This is a genomic window from Bordetella flabilis (assembly GCF_001676725.1).
Lineage (GTDB): Bacteria > Pseudomonadota > Gammaproteobacteria > Burkholderiales > Burkholderiaceae_B > Bordetella_C > Bordetella_C flabilis.
The window spans coordinates 1,334,049-1,348,922 of sequence record NZ_CP016172.1 but is presented as its reverse complement, the minus strand read 5'-3'; the positions used below and the strand labels follow the sequence as shown (position 1 = coordinate 1,348,922).

Below are 14,874 nucleotides of genomic sequence, written 5' to 3'. Positions count from 1 at the left end.
GGCAATATTCGGTAGAACCCGCGACACTGCGCGGTATCGCGCCGCGTGTACGTCCTTCGGCCGGCGCTACGACCTACCTTCGCGAAAAGACCATCGCCGCCGCGAAGGCTCCGGTGCGCTGTGGCGCGGACCGCCGGCATGGGGCATCGGCATAGGCAAACCGGACGCGGCACGGACCATCCCGCTGGCCCCCTGTTGTTTTAATGCGGCGCGGGAAAGGCGCTGCTTTCCCTTGTCTTTCTATCAACTTTCAAAAAGCTTTCATCAGGCTGCCATACGGGCCCTGTCGTTACAAATGAAGGGGCGAAGACCCCTCATTCTAGGGAAAACCATAGGCATTCAGCCAAATTACAGGGTTTCATCCCTCCATGGGCTCCATTACCATGCAGCCATTCCAAGAACTTTGAATTTACTTTCACAAAGCACACTGCCCGCTGAACGTTTTTTCTATCACATGCTGTATTAGGAGCAGACAATCATGCAGCTACGCAACAAGCAGGACTTCTGGTCCGGGGCGATGTTCATCGCGCTCGGCTTGGGGTTCGCCTGGCAAGCGACCAGCTACCAAATGGGTACCGCTGCGCGCATGGGCCCGGGATACTTCCCTTTCTGGCTTGGCATCGTCCTCGCGCTACTCGGCGCCATCGTTCTGATGGGCTCCTTGATGCCCAAGGCCACTGAAACGCACATAGACCGCTTTGACTGGCGCGTCGTCTTCCTCGTCATCGGCTCGGTCGTGCTGTATGGCGTGGTGCTGAAGTTCCTCGGCGTCTATCTGTCGGTTTTCCTGCTGGTGGTCATCAGCAGCCTGGCCAGCCACGAGTTCAATTGGAAGGTGGCCGCGGCCAACGGCATTTTTCTGGTGGTATTCGTCTATCTGGCCTTCATCAAGGGCCTCGGGTTGATCTTTCCGCTTTGGCCGTCCTTCATTGGCGCGAATTAAGGAATACCGGTCATGGAATTGATTGAACACCTGATGATGGGTTTCTCGGTGGCGATTTCGCCCGAGAACCTCGCCTACGCCCTGTTGGGCTGCCTGCTCGGCACGCTGATCGGCGTGCTGCCGGGTATCGGTCCCGTACCGACGATCGCGATGCTGTTGCCGATCACCTACGTGCTGCCGCCTGTGGCGGGCCTGATCATGCTGGCCGGCATTTACTATGGCGCGCAGTACGGGGGCTCCACCACGGCCATCCTGGTTGCGCTCCCCGGTGAAACGTCCGCGGTCGTGACCGTGCTGGACGGCCACCAGATGGCCCGAAACGGTCGCGCCGGCGCGGCCTTGGCCATCGCGGCCCTGGGCTCCTTCTTCGCCGGCTGCGTCGCCACGCTGTTGCTCGCAGCCTTTGCGCCGCCCCTGGCGGAGGTCGCCTTCAAGTTCGGCCCGGCGGAGTACTTCTCGCTGATGGTGCTGGGCCTGGTCGGCGCCGTGGTGCTGGCTTCCGGCTCTCTGCCGAAAGCCATCGCGATGATTTTGCTGGGACTGTTGCTCGGCATGGTGGGCACGGACGTCAATTCCGGTGTGGCCCGCTACGACTTCGGCATTCCGGAACTGCAGGACGGCATCGACTTCGCCATCGTGGCGATGGGCGTCTTCGGCTTCGCCGAAATCATGACCAATCTGGAGCAGAAGGAAAACCGCGTCGATATCACCGACAAGATCGGCAGCCTCTACCCCAACAAGGCGGAGTTCAAGGAAGCCTATCCCGCCGTCCTGCGCGGCACCGCGCTGGGATCGGCGCTGGGCATCCTGCCGGGCGGCGGCGCGGTACTGTCGTCCTTCGCGTCGTACACCCTGGAAAAGAAGATCTCGCGCAATCCCGAGCGCTTCGGCAAGGGACACCCCGCCGGCCTGGCCGGCCCGGAATCGGCGAACAACGCCGCCGCGCAGACATCCTTCATCCCGCTGCTGACGCTGGGTATCCCGGGCAACGCCGTGATGGCGCTGATGGTCGGTGCCATGACCATCCACAACATCCAGCCTGGTCCGCAGGTGATGACCAGCCACCCCGAGCTGTTCTGGGGCCTGATCGCATCGATGTGGCTGGGCAACCTGATGCTGGTGGTGCTGAACCTGCCGTTGATCGGACTGTGGGTGAAGCTGCTGAAGGTGCCCTACCGCGTGCTGTTCCCGGCCATCCTGGTCTTCTGCACGATCGGCGTTTACTCGCTGAACTACAACACGTTCGACATCTTCACCACGGCGGCCTTCGGTGTGGTCGGCTACGTGTGGGCCAAGCTGAAGTGCGAAGGCGCCCCCCTGCTTCTTGGCCTGGTGCTGGGTCCGATGATGGAAGAGAACTTCCGCCGCGCGCTGCTGCTGTCCCGAGGCGATTTCGGCACCTTCGTCACGCGTCCGCTGTCGGCGACCTTGCTCGGCATGGCTGCCGTGCTGGTGCTGATCGTAGCCCTGCCGGCCATCCGCAAAAAGCGCGAGGAAACCTTCGTCGAAGAAGAATGATGCCCATGTGCCGGACCGGAGTTCAAGCGGTCCGGCATGCAGAGTCAAGCGCCCTCCGGGGCGCTTTTTTTTCGCCTTGACCGGCTTGCCGGTGCGCTGCCGCATGGCGGTATCCAGACGGGCTAGATAGAGATATGGTGCAGTGCACACAATCTCTTACGTTAAAGTCGGGGTTTACCCGTCCTGAGCGCCGTTCCCTTATGACTTTCAATTGGCAGAATCCCTACAGGACTGTGCGCACCCCCGTGTTCGCGCGCAATGTCGTCGCCACGTCGCAGCCCCTGGCCGCGCAGGCCGGCTTGCGCGTGCTCGCGGCCGGCGGTAATGCCGTGGACGCCGCCATTGCGGCGGCAGCCACGTTGACCTTGACCGAGCCCGTGAGCAACGGGCTTGGTTCTGACTGTTTCGCCATCGTGTGGGATGGGTCGCGGCTGCATGGCCTTAACGCTTCGGGCACGGCGCCCGCGGCGTGGAACCCCGATTACTTCAGGCGCAAGCACAACGGGGCGATCCCCATGCGCGGCTGGGACAGCGTCACCGTGCCGGGCTGTGTGGCAGGCTGGGCCGCCCTGCACGAGAAGATGGGAACCCTGTCGTTCGAAGAGGTGCTCGCGCCCGCGATCGACTACGCCGAGCGTGGCTTCGCCATCAGCCCGGTGGTGCAGCAGAAGTGGGCGGCGCAGGCCGATCTGCTCCAGACCGTTCCCGGATTCGCCGAACATTTCCTGCCGCGCGGCCGGGCGCCCGCCGTGGGCGAGCATTTTGTCCTCAAAGGTGCGGCCAGTACGCTCAAGCGAATAGCCGCGACCGGCGGGCGCGACTTCTATGAAGGAGAGACGGCCCATAAGCTGGTGGCGCATGCACAGGCCCACGACGCCGCGATGAGCCTGGCGGACCTGCGCGATTACCAGCCGGAATGGGTTACGCCCCTGAGCCAGCCATACCGCGGCTACACGCTGCACCAGATCCCGCCCAACGGCCAGGGCATCGCGGCCTTGATTGCACTGGGCATCCTGCAGAACTTCGACGTTGCGGGACGGCCGGTGGACCACCCCGACACCCAGCATCTGCTGATCGAAGCGATGAAGCTGGCATTCGCCGACGTCTACGCGCATGTCGGCGATGCGCGCCACATGAATGTGTCGGCGGCGGACATGTTGTCTCCGGCCTACCTCGAGGAACGCGCCAAGCTGATCGACATGCGGCGCGCAAAACTGTTCACTACCGGGCATGCCCCCACCGGCGGCACGATCTACCTGACCGTGGCGGATCGCAATGGCATGATGGTGAGCTTTATCCAGTCCAACTACATGGGGTTCGGCTCCGGCATCGTCGTGCCCGGCACCGGCGTCAGCCTGCAGAACCGCGGACATGGTTTTACGCTGGATCCGGCGCACCCCAACGTGGTCGGCGGCGGCAAGAGGCCCTTCCACACCATCATCCCGGGGTTCCTGATGAAGGAAGGCGCACCCGTCATGAGCTTCGGCGTGATGGGCGGCAACATGCAGCCGCAGGGCCACCTGCAAACGCTGGTTCGCATGCTCGATTTCGGCCAGCAGCCGCAAGCAGCCTGCGACGCCCCGCGCTGGAAATGGAATCACGGCATATCGGTGGACATCGAGCCCGAGATGCCGCAACAGGTGCTCGACGCGCTGCGCGCACGCGGGCACCTGCTGGAGGGCCTGGACGATCCCTATATGGACTACGGGTCCGGGCAGTTCATCTGGCGTCTGGGCGACCCGGCCGTCGATGGCTACGTGGCCGCCAGCGACAGCCGTCGCGACGGCTTGGCCGCGGGCTTCTAGCGCGCGCCGGCGGACCTCGCGGCCCGCGTTCAGCGCGCCACCCACATTGCTCTACTCCCTACTCTGCAACCGGAGATCTGCATGGCTTCCATCGGCAGCAAAACCTACGACGCGACCACCCCAAAAAAAGTGGCTTTTCTTGGCCTGGGCGTCATGGGCTTTCCCATGGCGGGACACCTGGCCCGTGCCGGGCACCAGGTGACGGTCTACAACCGCACCACATCCAAGGCCCAGGACTGGGCCAGGGAATTCGGCGGCAAGGCAGCGGCCACGCCGCGCGAGGCCGCTGCCGGTGCGGAGATCGTGTTCTGCTGCGTCGGCAACGACGACGACTTGCGCGGCGTCGTGCTGGGCGACGATGGCGCATTCGCCGGGATGGACAAAGGCGCAACCTTCGTCGACCACACGACGGCGTCGGCGCGCGTCGCCCGCGAATTGCATGCCGAGGCGCAGCGCCGCGGCATGCACTTTATCGACGCCCCCGTATCGGGCGGCCAGGCGGGTGCGGTCAATGGTGTCCTTACGGTCATGTGCGGCGGCGAACCGGAAGTCTTCGACAAGATCAAGCCCGTCGCACAGTGCTACGGCCGTGCCGTCACGCTGGTAGGTGCGCCGGGCGCGGGCCAATTGGCCAAGATGGTGAACCAGATCTGCATCGCCGGCCTGGTACAGGGCCTGTCGGAGGGCATCGCGTTCGGCCAGGCCGCCGGCCTGGACATGAAACTCGTGCTGGACGTGATCAGCAAGGGCGCCGCGCAGAGCTGGCAGATGGAGAACCGCGGCGCCACCATGGTCGACGACAAGTTCGACTTCGGCTTTGCCGTGAACTGGATGCGCAAGGACCTGGGCCTGGTGCTGGAGGAAGCGCGTGCCAACGGCGCGCGCGTGCCCGTGACGGCGCTGGTGGATCAGTTCTACGGCGATGTGCAGAAGATGGGCGGCGAGCGCTGGGACACCTCCAGCCTGATCAAGCGCCTGCGCGACTGAAGCCCTGCGCAAGCCTGTGCGCGCGTTCGGCCCGCCAGGGGCGGCGGGCCGTGTCCGGGTGACCCCGCCGCACCTCCGGCGGACAGCCGGCGCTCAGTAGCCTTTCTGCGGCGTCACCACGCCGCTGATCGGCTCGCCGCGGGCCAACTTGCGTATCTTGCCCGCGATCTGTGCGATGGCCTCGTCCCGCAAGGTGCTCGCGGCGATATGCGGGGTGACATGGACCCGCGGGTGGCGCCACAAGGCATGTGACACCGGCAGCGGTTCGGTTTCGAATACGTCCAGGGTGGCGCCTTCGAGCCGCCCGGCATCCAGCAAGGCGAGGAGGTCGTCCTCGTTGAGATGGCCGCCGCGGCCGACGTTGATGAGGTGCGCCCCCGGCAGCAACTGGGAAAGCGTCTGCCGGTTCAGGATGCCGGTCGTTTCGGGCGTGAGCGGCAGCACATTCACCAGCACGCGGGTACGCGCCAGGAACTCCGGCAACTGCTCGCTTCCCGCGTAGGTCCGTACGCCATCGACCGCGTGCGCGCTGCGCGACCAGCCCGCCACGGGATAATCGAAGGCCGCGATCGCCTGCGCGACGCGCGCCCCCATGGCGCCCAACCCCAACACGCCCACCGGCCATTGCGCGCGGCGCAGGCCCGGCATGGGCGCCCACTTCGACTGCGCCTGATCGCGCTCGTATTGGCCGAACCCCCGGGAAGCGCGCAGCAAGGCATAGAGCGCATATTCGGCCATCTGCACGGCCATGCCGGCATCCTCCAGCCTGACGATCTGTATCCCGGGCGGCAGCTCGTCCATCTGCAACAGCGCGTCGACGCCCGCGCCAAGATTGAACAAGGCCTTGAGCCGGGTTTCATGCGCGAACAGCGCAGCCGGCGGCTTCCACACCAGGGCAACATCCGCACCGGACGGCGGCCCCGCAGGGTCCCATACGGAAATCCGGCAATCCGGCAATTCCGCGGCCAGGCCCGGCAGCCAGTCGTCGGGATTGTTGTGAGGGCAGGCAAAAAGAACGTGCATGGCGTCCAACCGTGTGAATGAGGACAAAACCTTAGCACGGCAGCGGCTTAACGGCGCGGCGGCCCGGCCCGCCGGCGGAAGAAAACCGTGCAATGCCGCCGGTGAAAGTTCGGCCATGGCACGGCGGCGGCACGCCGCCCGAAGAACAGGTGCGCGCCGCGCCCCGGGCGCCTGTCCCGCGCGCCTGAAAAAAAACCGCCGCGCCCTCGCGGGTCGCGGCGGTTGTGCTGACGCCGTAGGCGTCAGGCGGCCTTGGGCATCATGGGCTTGCCGCGCTTCTTGAACTTGCGGCGCGCATGCGCGAAGACCTGGATCAGGATCAGTAGCGTGGACGCGCCCACGAACCATGCGCTGATGGGACGCTGCACGAAGATCATCATGTCGCCTCGTGACAGCAGGAGCGCACGGCGGAAGTTCTCCTCCACCATGGGTCCGAGCACGAAGCCCAGAAGAATGGGGGCGACGGAGAAGTCCAACAGCATGAACACCGCACCGATCACGCCGAAGGCCAATGCTTCCCAGATCTGGAACAGGCTGTTTTGCGTACTGAACACGCCCACCGCGATGAAGAACAAGGCGGACGGGAACAGATAGCGGTAAGGCACCTGCAGCAGCTTCACCCAGATGCCGATAAGCGGCACGTTCAGGATGACCAGCAACACGTTGCCGACCCAGAAGCTTGCGATCAGGCCCCAGAAGATATCCGGATGCTCGGTGATGAGCTGCGGTCCCGGCTGGATGCCCTGGATCAACAGGCCGCCCAGAATCAGCGCCATCACCGCGTCGCCCGGGATACCGAGACTCATGGTCGGGATGAAGTCGACCTGGGTCTTGGAGTGCGAGGCAGCTTCGGGCGACGCGACGCCTGCGAGCATACCGGTGCCGAAGCGTTCCGGCGTCTTCGATATCTTGCGTTCCAGCGCGTACGCGATGAAGGTCGTGATGGTCGGGCCGGTGCCGGGCATGGCGCCGAAGAGCGTGCCGACCAGCGTACCGCGCACCAGGGGCAGGAAGGACTGCTTGAGTTCCGCCGCCGACGGACGCATATCGCGCAGGCGCAGCTTGGCGCCCGTACCGATGATGGTCATGCGGTTGACGTTCATCAGGAAGTCCGCCACGCCGAACAGGCCCATGGCGATGGCGACCAGTTCCAGACCGTCCGACAGATCGAGCAGGCCGAAGGACAGCCGGATCGTACCGGTGTTGACGTCCGTCCCGACCACACCGCACAGCAGCCCGAACAGCGTCATGGCGATGCCTTTCAGCGGCGAGCCGCGCGACATCGTGGAACCAGCGATCAAGCCCAGCAGCATGATGGAGAAGATCTCCGTCGGGCCGAACTTGAACGCGACCTCCACCAGCAGCGGCGAGAAGAACACCATGACCAGAATACCGACCGACGCAGCGAAGAAGGATGCGATCATGGTGATGCCTAGCGCGGTACCGCCCTTGCCCTGCTTGGTAAGCGGATAGCCGTCCAGGCAGGTGACCGCATGGGGCGGGTGCGACGGCAAATTCAGCAGGATGGCGCCGATGGCGCCGCCATACTGCGAGCCATAGAAAATGCCCGCCAGCATCATGATTGCGGGCACGGGATGCATCACGTATGTCAGCGGCAGCAGAATGGAGATCGCCGACAACGCCCCCATGCCAGGCAGCACGCCGATGAGGTTGCCCACCAGCACGCCGAAGAACGACCACATCAGGTTATGGAGCTCGAAGGCGACGCCAAAACCGTACCAAAGATCAGTTAGTGCTTGATGCATGGCGTATCAACCCCACTGGAACAGCGGCAGCTGCAATTGCAGCCCCCACCAGAACACGACCACGGCGATGAAAACCATGCCGACCGAAAGAACCAGCGCCTGCTTCACCGTATTCGTGCGATCTCCCAATGCGGAGATGAACGTAATGGCGAAGGTCGCGGGCAACAAGCCACCGTATTGGCCAATGATGATGAAAGCCAGGATTCCCAGGAGGATGCAGATGCCGCCACGCATATCGGGCATGCCGTGCGGGTGCATCGAAGGGATCGCCGAACCCTCGTCTTCCTTGTCCGGCGAGCGGGCGCCGATGGCGATAAGCAAGCCGGTGATGGCCAGCAGCGTTCCAACCGAAGCCGGGAAGAACCCCGGCCCCATGTGACTGAGCGAGCCGATCTGGTAATTCAGACCGCCGTATATCGCCCCCAGACCTATCAGGACCATCAGCGCGCCGCCGTAATAGTCCTTCTTGTATTTTTTGAGTGTTTCCACCGAATCCTCCGAGTACTAGGCTTACACCAGCCTTTACGAGTCACGCTCGGGGTGAGCGAACCCCTCTCACAAAGCAACGTGAGCCTGGGAGGCAGAATAAGGAGGCAAGCTGCTAATCCGCTTTCTTTAGACTGTCGGGCTCCTGAATCCCAGGGTTATCCCCTAACAGGGGTATCCATAGGATGGCGCAAAGGCCGACGCCGCCTTGCGCGTTGGGTTCACCATCGGCGAGGAGGATGTCGCCGCCGTTGCGGCGCGCATAGGCCTGCGCGATGGCCAGGCCCAATCCGGAACCGGAGGTCGGCATGCCGCCGGCTTCGACGCCGGCACGGTCGAAACGCGCGAAGGCCCGCGTGCGCAAGGCACGGCTCAGGCCGGGGCCGTTGTCGGATACCCTGACTTCCATGCGCGTTTCCGTACGCACCACCGACACGGTGATGCGCGCCCCGGCAGGCGCGTAGTTCACCGCATTGTGGACGAGGTTGGCGATCGCCTCGTGCAGCTCGATTTCCGAGCCCGCCACGTCGGCGCTTTTGCCTGTCATGTCGCTTTCGCCGCCTTCGCGCACGTCGCCCCAGCCCAGGTCCTGCTGTTTTTCATGGGCCAGCGGCAGGTATTGCAGGACAACCTCGCGGGCGACCTCGTTCAGATCGAGCACCTGGTGGGGCGAGCCTCCGCCCTGGCTGGCGTGGGCGAGTTGCAGCAGTTGCTCCGTCAGGCGTCGGGTGCGGCCCAGCTGTGCCACGATGCCGCGCAAGCCATCGCGCATGAGCGCCGGATCGCGCTCCCGCAGCGCGTACTGCGCCTGCGTCAACATGATGGCGAGCGGCGTGCGGATCTGATGGGAGGCATCGTCGAGAAACCGCGACTGTTCCTCCAGCATATGGCGATGGCGGGCGACGTGGTAATTGACAGCCTCGACCAGGGGTGCCACTTCGGACGGCACGCGTCCAGCGTCCAGCGGACGAAGGTCATCGGCCGAGCGCGCGTGGATCTCGTTGCGCAGGCGTGCCAGCGGCCGCAAGGCCCAGGCGACGCCCCACCACACCATCAGCACGACCAGGGCCAGCATACGGCCGTCACGCAGCACCTCCTTGCGCCGCGCCGCGTCTTCGGCTTCGATGCGCTTGCCGGTGCTTTCGCCCACCACCACCAGCACCTGGCGGTGGGTGCCGCGGTAGTACAGATCGCGCACGAGGGCCACCAGCCTTACGGGGTCGTTGCGGTACACGCCGTCATAGAACACCGGCTGGCCATCGCTGCGCGGCCAGGCAGGTGGCCGTGGAATATCCGGCATGCCGAGCAAGGCGACGCCGGCCCCGCGGGGCGCCTGCCCCGACGGCAAGGGCGGGTCGATTTCCTCGATGCGGAAGTATTTGCGCAAGCCGGCGCGCGACTCCAGCATGACCTGCGCGTACAGCGGCGTGACCACCTGCAATGCGCCGTCGGGGGTGAACTCGATGCTGCTTTCGAGCACGCGGGCCGGTTCCAGCAGCGCGCTGTCGTAGGCGTCGTTGGTGATATCGGCCAGCGTCTGGTAGTCGTTCCAGCTGTCGATAACCAGGAGCGCGATGACGCCGGGGAGCAGCAGGGAAATGAGCAGCGCGCGGATGCCGACGCGGGATCCCCAGGGGCGGCGCGTTTCATCGCCTATCGAGGCGCTGCGCGGCGAGGGAGAAGCGGACACGGGAGGCGGAGACCGGGCGCTACGCGCCCGCGGACTCGCTGGCCACGCTTTCGAGCATGTATCCCAGCCCGCGTACCGTGACGATGCGGATATCGCTACCCGCGAGCTTCTTGCGCAAGCGGTGCAGGACCACTTCGATGGCGTCCGGGTTCGCTTCGCTGTCGTGATTGAACACCTTGCCGAACAACTGCGACTTGTCCACGGGGTAGCCGCTGCGCGTAAGCAGGGCCGCCAGCGCGGCGTGTTCCCGCGGGGTCAGGAATAGCAGGGAACCGTCCAGCGTGAATGCCCGGCTTTCGCTATCGTAGGCAAGCGAGCCGCATTGCAGCCGCGGATGCTGGCGGCCGCGGCTGCGGCGCACGAGGGCCGTCAGCCGTGCTTCCAGTTCTTCCAGTGCAAACGGCTTGGTGAGGAAATCGTCGGCGCCCAGGTTCAGGCCGCGCACGCGGTCCTGCAGCGCGCCCTGTGCCGTCAGCACCAGGACGGGGGTGCGATCGTCGCGATTGCGCATCTCGCGCAGGACCACCAGGCCATGCTTGTCCGGCAAACGCAGGTCCATGACGATGGCGTCGTATTCCGTGCCCGCCATGAACGCTTCGGCCGTCCGTGCATCCGGCGCGTGATCCGGCACGAAGCCGCTCTGGGCCAGTGCGCGCACCAGCCAGGATGCCATGTCCCTTTCGTCTTCAACCAACAATATGCGCATGGCCGTCAGCTCCTCCAGCCAGATTTTCGGCCGTACGCTGCCCGTGCACGCGTTGGCGCAGGTAGCGGGTTTCATGATGCCGCTTGAACAGGATGGCCGACAGCTCGTTCAACGCCTGCGTGTAGACATCGCGCTTGAATTCGATGACGGCGTCCAGCGGCACCCAGTACTCGCTCCAACGCCATGCGTCGAATTCCGGGTGCTGCGTCGCGCGCAGGCAGACATCGCTGTCGCGCCCGACCAGCCGCAGCAGGAACCAGATCTGCTTTTGTCCTTTGTAATGGCCACGCCACTCCCGGCGGACGAAGTGATCCGGGACGTTATAGCGCAGCCAGTCACGTGTGCGCCCCAAAATGCGGACATGCTCGGGCTTCAAGCCCACTTCTTCATGGAGTTCGCGGTACATGGCCTGCACGGGGCTTTCGCCGTACTTGATGCCGCCCTGCGGGAACTGCCACGCATGTTCCCGGATCCGCTTACCCCAAAAGACCTCGTTTTTGGTGTTGACGAGAATGATGCCGACATTGGGACGGTAGCCTTCGCGGTCCAGCATGGGCCACCCCCACCAAATTCAATACAATTACGCCTGATTATACGTACCTGACGCCTCCTGGAAACCATGCGCGCCGCCAACTATCACATCAATACTCTCAAAGAAGCGCCCGCCGAGGCCGAAATTGTCAGCCACCAGCTCATGACCCGGGCTGGCATGATCCGCAAGCTGGCGGGAGGTATCTATACCTATATGCCGCTGGGCCTGCGCGTGGTGCGCAAGATCGAAGCCATCGTGCGCGAGGAAATGAATGCCGCCGGCGCGATGGAGCTGCTGATGCCGGTCGTGCAGCCGGCTGAGCTGTGGCAGGAATCCGGCCGCTGGGAGCAGTACGGCCCGGAACTGCTGCGTATCAAGGACCGCCACCAGCGGGATTTCGTGCTGCAGCCGACCTCCGAGGAAGTCATTACGGATATCGCGCGCAACGAGATCCACAGCTGGCGCCAGTTGCCGCTGAACTTCTACCATATCCAGACCAAGTTCCGCGACGAGCGCCGCCCGCGCTTTGGGCTGATGCGAGGCCGGGAATTCACCATGAAGGACGCGTACTCCTTCGACCGCGACGAAGCGGGGGCCCTGCGCAGCTACCAGGTCATGTACGACGCCTATGTGCGCATCTTTACGCGGCTGGGATTGGAATTCCGCGCCGTGGCCGCCGATACGGGATCCATCGGCGGCAGCCGCAGCCATGAATTCCAGGTGATCGCCGACACCGGCGAGGACTTGATCGTATACAACCCGGAAACCCAATACGCGGCGAACATCGAACTGGCCGAGGCGGCCCCGCTCCTGGCCCAGCGACCGGCTGCCACGCGCAGCCTGGAAGCCGTGCCGACGCCGGGCGCAGCCAAATGCGAGGACGTCGCCGCGTTGCTGGACATCCCGCTGGAGACGACCGTCAAGTCCATCGTGCTGGCTACGGAACCGGAGCCCGGCCAAGTGCGCATCTGGCTGCTGCTGCTGCGCGGGGACCATACGCTGAACGAAATCAAGACCGCCAAGGTGCCGGGGCTGGACAAGGGCTACCGTTTCGCGACCGAAGACGAAATTCTTGCGCACTTCGGCTGCAAGCCGGGGTATCTGGGCCCGATCGACACCCGGCAACCCGTCCAGGTGGTGGCGGACCGCACGGTGGCCAACATGCACGACTTCGTGTGCGGGGCCAACCGCGAGGACTACCATTACGTGGGGGTAAATTGGGGACGGGATATCCCGGAACCCGCCGACGTCGCCGACCTGCGCAATGTGGTGGCGGGCGATCCGGCGCCGGACGGGCGCGGCACGCTGGCGATCCAACGCGGGATCGAGGTCGGGCATGTCTTCTACCTCGGCACCAAATATTCGTCGGCGCTCAAGGCGACGTTCCTGGACGAGACCGGCAAGCCCGCGATGCTGGAGATGGGGTGCTACGGCATCGGCATCACCCGTATCGCCGCGGCGGCGATCGAACAGAACCATGACGAGCGCGGCGTGGTGTGGCCGCGGCCCATCGCCCCGTTCGAAGTGGTGATCTGCCCGGTGGGGTGGGGTAAAAATGAAACTGTTCGTGACAAGGCGGAGGCGCTGTACGCCGCCCTGCGCGCGCGCGGGATCGACGTTATCCTGGACGACCGGGATATCCGGCCGGGGGTCATGTTCGCGGAGTGGGAGCTTATCGGCATCCCCTTGCGCGTAACAGTTGGAGAGCGCGGCCTGAAGGACGGTGTGCTCGAATTGCAGGCCCGCAGCGAGGTCGAGGCCGCCAAGGTGCCCGTCGATCTCGCGCTGGAGCAGGTGCTGGCCAAGCTGGAAACCCTTTGACCCTGTCGTCCCCATTCGCCGAATCCACCGTCGATGTCCGTGTCTATTACGAAGACACGGACGCCGGCGGCGTAGTGTTCTACGCGAATTACCTTAAGTACATGGAGCGCGGGCGCACGGAATGGCTGCGTGCGCTCGGCTTCGATCAATCCCGGCTGGCCCGTGAAAGCGGCCTGCTGTTTGTCGTCCGGAACCTGGACATGGCCTATCGCAGGCCCGCCCGTCTGGATGATGTCCTTACCATACGATCGCGTGTCACACGAGTGGGCCGCGCTTCGATACACTTCGCGCAGCGGGCGGAGCGCAGCGGGGAACTGCTGGCCGAAGGCAATATCCAAGTGTGCTGTGTGGATGTGGTCATGAAGCCGGCCGAGCTGCCTGCGGAATTGCGCGCAACACTCGAATCTATTCAGGGATAAAAATGCAAGTCTCCAACGACCTGTCGTTGTTTGCACTGATCGCGCACGCGAGCGTGCCGGTTCAGTTGATCATGCTGCTGCTCCTGGGCATTTCCATCATGTCCTGGACCTATATCTTCGGCAAGCGCTACGCAATAAAGAAAGCCCACCAGCAGACGCGCCGCTTCGAGGACGACTTCTGGTCGGGTGGGGATTTGTCCATGCTGCAACAGGCGGTGGCCAGCCGCCGCGCCGAACAAGGCGCGCTGGCGCGCATCTTCGACGCCGGCATGACGGAATTCCTGAAGGCGCGCCGCGCCGCGGCCAGCGACGCCAATGCCGTGCTCGATGGTGCACGCCGCGCCATGCGGGCCGCATACCAACGGGAAATGGATGCCCTGGAAGCGCACTTGAACTTCCTGGCATCGGCGGGTTCCGTCAGCCCCTACATCGGCCTGCTCGGTACGGTATGGGGCATCATGCACGCCTTCATCGGGCTGTCCAATATGCAGCAGGCCACGCTGGCCTCGGTGGCGCCCGGCATCGCCGAGGCCTTGATCGCCACGGCGATCGGCCTGTTCGCGGCGATCCCGGCGGTCGTGGCGTATAACCGCTTCACCAACGACATCGACCGCTTGTCCATCCGTTTCGACAGCTTCGTCGACGAGTTCCTGAATATTCTGCAACGGCAGGTGCGCTAATGCCCTCGGTACGCTCGGGCGGCCGCGCCGGCCGCCGCATGAAGGCCGACATCAACGTGGTGCCGTATATCGACGTGATGCTGGTGCTGCTGGTGATCTTCATGGTCACGGCGCCGCTGATCACGCCCGGCCTGATCAACCTGCCCTCCGTGGGCCAGGCCTCGGACGTGCCCGTCAAGCCGCTGGAAGTGCAGATATCGCAGAACGGCGACATCGCCTTGCGCCTGCGCGAACCGGGGGCGAACCCGGAGACCATCGGACGTGCTGAACTGGTCAGCCAGGTGCGTTCGCGCATCACCGCCGATACGCCGGTCGTCATTGCCGCGGACGGCAAAGTGCCTTACGAATCGGTCGTCAAGGTGATGGATGAACTGCGCACCAATGGCATCACGCGGCTCGGGCTGCTGGTCGACCAGCAATCTTCGACCGGGGCGGCTGCCGCCGCGGCCGGGCAACCGCAGCGGCCGACCCCTGCCGCCCCCAAGCGATAGCCGTCGC

Annotated in this window: 14 protein-coding genes; 8 read left to right on the top strand and 6 right to left on the bottom strand. The window is 64.6% G+C overall.

Annotated elements, in window-relative coordinates; genetic code table 11:
• Window positions 1–478 precede the first annotated feature (478 nt).
• The 4 genes from BAU07_RS05825 to BAU07_RS05810 all read left to right on the top strand — a co-directional run bounded on the left by BAU07_RS05825 (window position 479) and on the right by BAU07_RS05810 (window position 5,253).
• Complete coding sequence (locus BAU07_RS05825; protein ID WP_066654930.1) at window positions 479–943, top strand: tripartite tricarboxylate transporter TctB family protein; 465 nt, start codon at window positions 479–481, stop codon at window positions 941–943.
• A 12-nt stretch (window positions 944–955) separates the two neighbouring features.
• Complete coding sequence (locus BAU07_RS05820) at window positions 956–2,461, top strand: tripartite tricarboxylate transporter permease (RefSeq protein ID WP_066654928.1); 1,506 nt, start codon at window positions 956–958, stop codon at window positions 2,459–2,461.
• A gap of 200 nt (window positions 2,462–2,661) precedes the next feature.
• Window positions 2,662–4,266, top strand: coding sequence for a gamma-glutamyltransferase family protein (locus BAU07_RS05815; protein ID WP_066654926.1), 1,605 nt, complete (start codon window positions 2,662–2,664; stop codon window positions 4,264–4,266).
• 81 nt (window positions 4,267–4,347) lie between these two features.
• Window positions 4,348–5,253, top strand: a complete 906-nt coding sequence (locus BAU07_RS05810) for an NAD(P)-dependent oxidoreductase (protein WP_066654923.1) — start codon at window positions 4,348–4,350, stop codon at window positions 5,251–5,253.
• 93 nt (window positions 5,254–5,346) lie between these two features.
• Here BAU07_RS05810 and BAU07_RS05805 read toward each other — a convergent pair whose 3' ends face one another.
• The 6 genes from BAU07_RS05805 to BAU07_RS05780 form a co-directional block, all read right to left on the bottom strand.
• Window positions 5,347–6,276, bottom strand: coding sequence for a 2-hydroxyacid dehydrogenase (locus BAU07_RS05805; protein ID WP_066664925.1), 930 nt, complete (start codon window positions 6,274–6,276; stop codon window positions 5,347–5,349).
• A gap of 242 nt (window positions 6,277–6,518) precedes the next feature.
• Window positions 6,519–8,042 (bottom strand): tripartite tricarboxylate transporter permease, encoded by a 1,524-nt coding sequence (locus BAU07_RS05800; protein WP_066654922.1) that lies wholly within the window; start codon window positions 8,040–8,042, stop codon window positions 6,519–6,521.
• A gap of 6 nt (window positions 8,043–8,048) precedes the next feature.
• Entirely contained in the window at window positions 8,049–8,483 is a 435-nt protein-coding gene (locus BAU07_RS05795; RefSeq protein ID WP_066664923.1) for a tripartite tricarboxylate transporter TctB family protein, read from the bottom strand.
• A gap of 160 nt (window positions 8,484–8,643) precedes the next feature.
• A complete protein-coding gene (locus BAU07_RS05790; RefSeq protein WP_066664920.1) occupies window positions 8,644–10,185 on the bottom strand; it encodes a sensor histidine kinase in 1,542 nt (513 codons plus the stop codon).
• Window positions 10,186–10,237: 52 nt separating this feature from the next.
• Window positions 10,238–10,924: a response regulator gene (locus BAU07_RS05785; RefSeq protein WP_066654920.1), complete on the bottom strand. Its 687-nt coding sequence runs from the start codon at window positions 10,922–10,924 to the stop codon at window positions 10,238–10,240.
• The gene (locus tag BAU07_RS05780) at window positions 10,905–11,477 is read right to left on the bottom strand and encodes an RNA pyrophosphohydrolase (protein ID WP_066654918.1); all 573 of its coding nucleotides are present in this window, start codon (window positions 11,475–11,477) and stop codon (window positions 10,905–10,907) included. The genes BAU07_RS05785 and BAU07_RS05780 overlap by 20 nt, the downstream gene beginning before the upstream one ends.
• A 66-nt stretch (window positions 11,478–11,543) precedes the next feature.
• Here BAU07_RS05780 and BAU07_RS05775 point away from each other — a divergent pair, with 66 nt between their 5' ends.
• From BAU07_RS05775 to BAU07_RS05760, 4 genes are read left to right on the top strand one after another with little or no spacing between them, the layout of a single operon-like run.
• Window positions 11,544–13,277, top strand: coding sequence for a proline--tRNA ligase (locus BAU07_RS05775; protein WP_066654916.1), 1,734 nt, complete (start codon window positions 11,544–11,546; stop codon window positions 13,275–13,277).
• Between the two features lie 2 nt (window positions 13,278–13,279).
• Entirely contained in the window at window positions 13,280–13,696 is a 417-nt protein-coding gene (ybgC, locus tag BAU07_RS05770; RefSeq protein ID WP_066664917.1) for a tol-pal system-associated acyl-CoA thioesterase, read from the top strand.
• Between the two features lie 2 nt (window positions 13,697–13,698).
• Window positions 13,699–14,376: a protein TolQ gene (gene tolQ / locus BAU07_RS05765; protein ID WP_066654914.1), complete on the top strand. Its 678-nt coding sequence runs from the start codon at window positions 13,699–13,701 to the stop codon at window positions 14,374–14,376.
• Window positions 14,376–14,867: an ExbD/TolR family protein gene (locus tag BAU07_RS05760; RefSeq protein WP_066654912.1), complete on the top strand. Its 492-nt coding sequence runs from the start codon at window positions 14,376–14,378 to the stop codon at window positions 14,865–14,867. The genes tolQ and BAU07_RS05760 overlap by 1 nt, the downstream gene beginning before the upstream one ends.
• Window positions 14,868–14,874 lie beyond the last annotated feature (7 nt).

Bases quoted from the DNA above. Each gene is read 5' to 3' on its own strand.
- BAU07_RS05825 (WP_066654930.1), top strand. From the start codon at position 479: ATGCAGCTACGCAACAAGCAGGACTTCTGGTCCGGGGCGATGTTCATC.
- BAU07_RS05800 (WP_066654922.1), bottom strand. From the start codon at position 8,042: ATGCATCAAGCACTAACTGATCTTTGGTACGGTTTTGGCGTCGCCTTC.
- BAU07_RS05795 (WP_066664923.1), bottom strand. From the start codon at position 8,483: ATGGTCCTGATAGGTCTGGGGGCGATATACGGCGGTCTGAATTACCAG.
- tolQ (WP_066654914.1), top strand. From the start codon at position 13,699: ATGCAAGTCTCCAACGACCTGTCGTTGTTTGCACTGATCGCGCACGCG.
- BAU07_RS05760 (WP_066654912.1), top strand. From the start codon at position 14,376: ATGCCCTCGGTACGCTCGGGCGGCCGCGCCGGCCGCCGCATGAAGGCC.
- BAU07_RS05785 (WP_066654920.1), bottom strand. From the start codon at position 10,924: ATGCGCATATTGTTGGTTGAAGACGAAAGGGACATGGCATCCTGGCTG.
- BAU07_RS05810 (WP_066654923.1), top strand. From the start codon at position 4,348: ATGGCTTCCATCGGCAGCAAAACCTACGACGCGACCACCCCAAAAAAA.
- BAU07_RS05775 (WP_066654916.1), top strand. From the start codon at position 11,544: ATGCGCGCCGCCAACTATCACATCAATACTCTCAAAGAAGCGCCCGCC.
- BAU07_RS05815 (WP_066654926.1), top strand. From the start codon at position 2,662: ATGACTTTCAATTGGCAGAATCCCTACAGGACTGTGCGCACCCCCGTG.
- BAU07_RS05820 (WP_066654928.1), top strand. From the start codon at position 956: ATGGAATTGATTGAACACCTGATGATGGGTTTCTCGGTGGCGATTTCG.
- BAU07_RS05805 (WP_066664925.1), bottom strand. From the start codon at position 6,276: ATGCACGTTCTTTTTGCCTGCCCTCACAACAATCCCGACGACTGGCTG.
- BAU07_RS05780 (WP_066654918.1), bottom strand. From the start codon at position 11,477: ATGCTGGACCGCGAAGGCTACCGTCCCAATGTCGGCATCATTCTCGTC.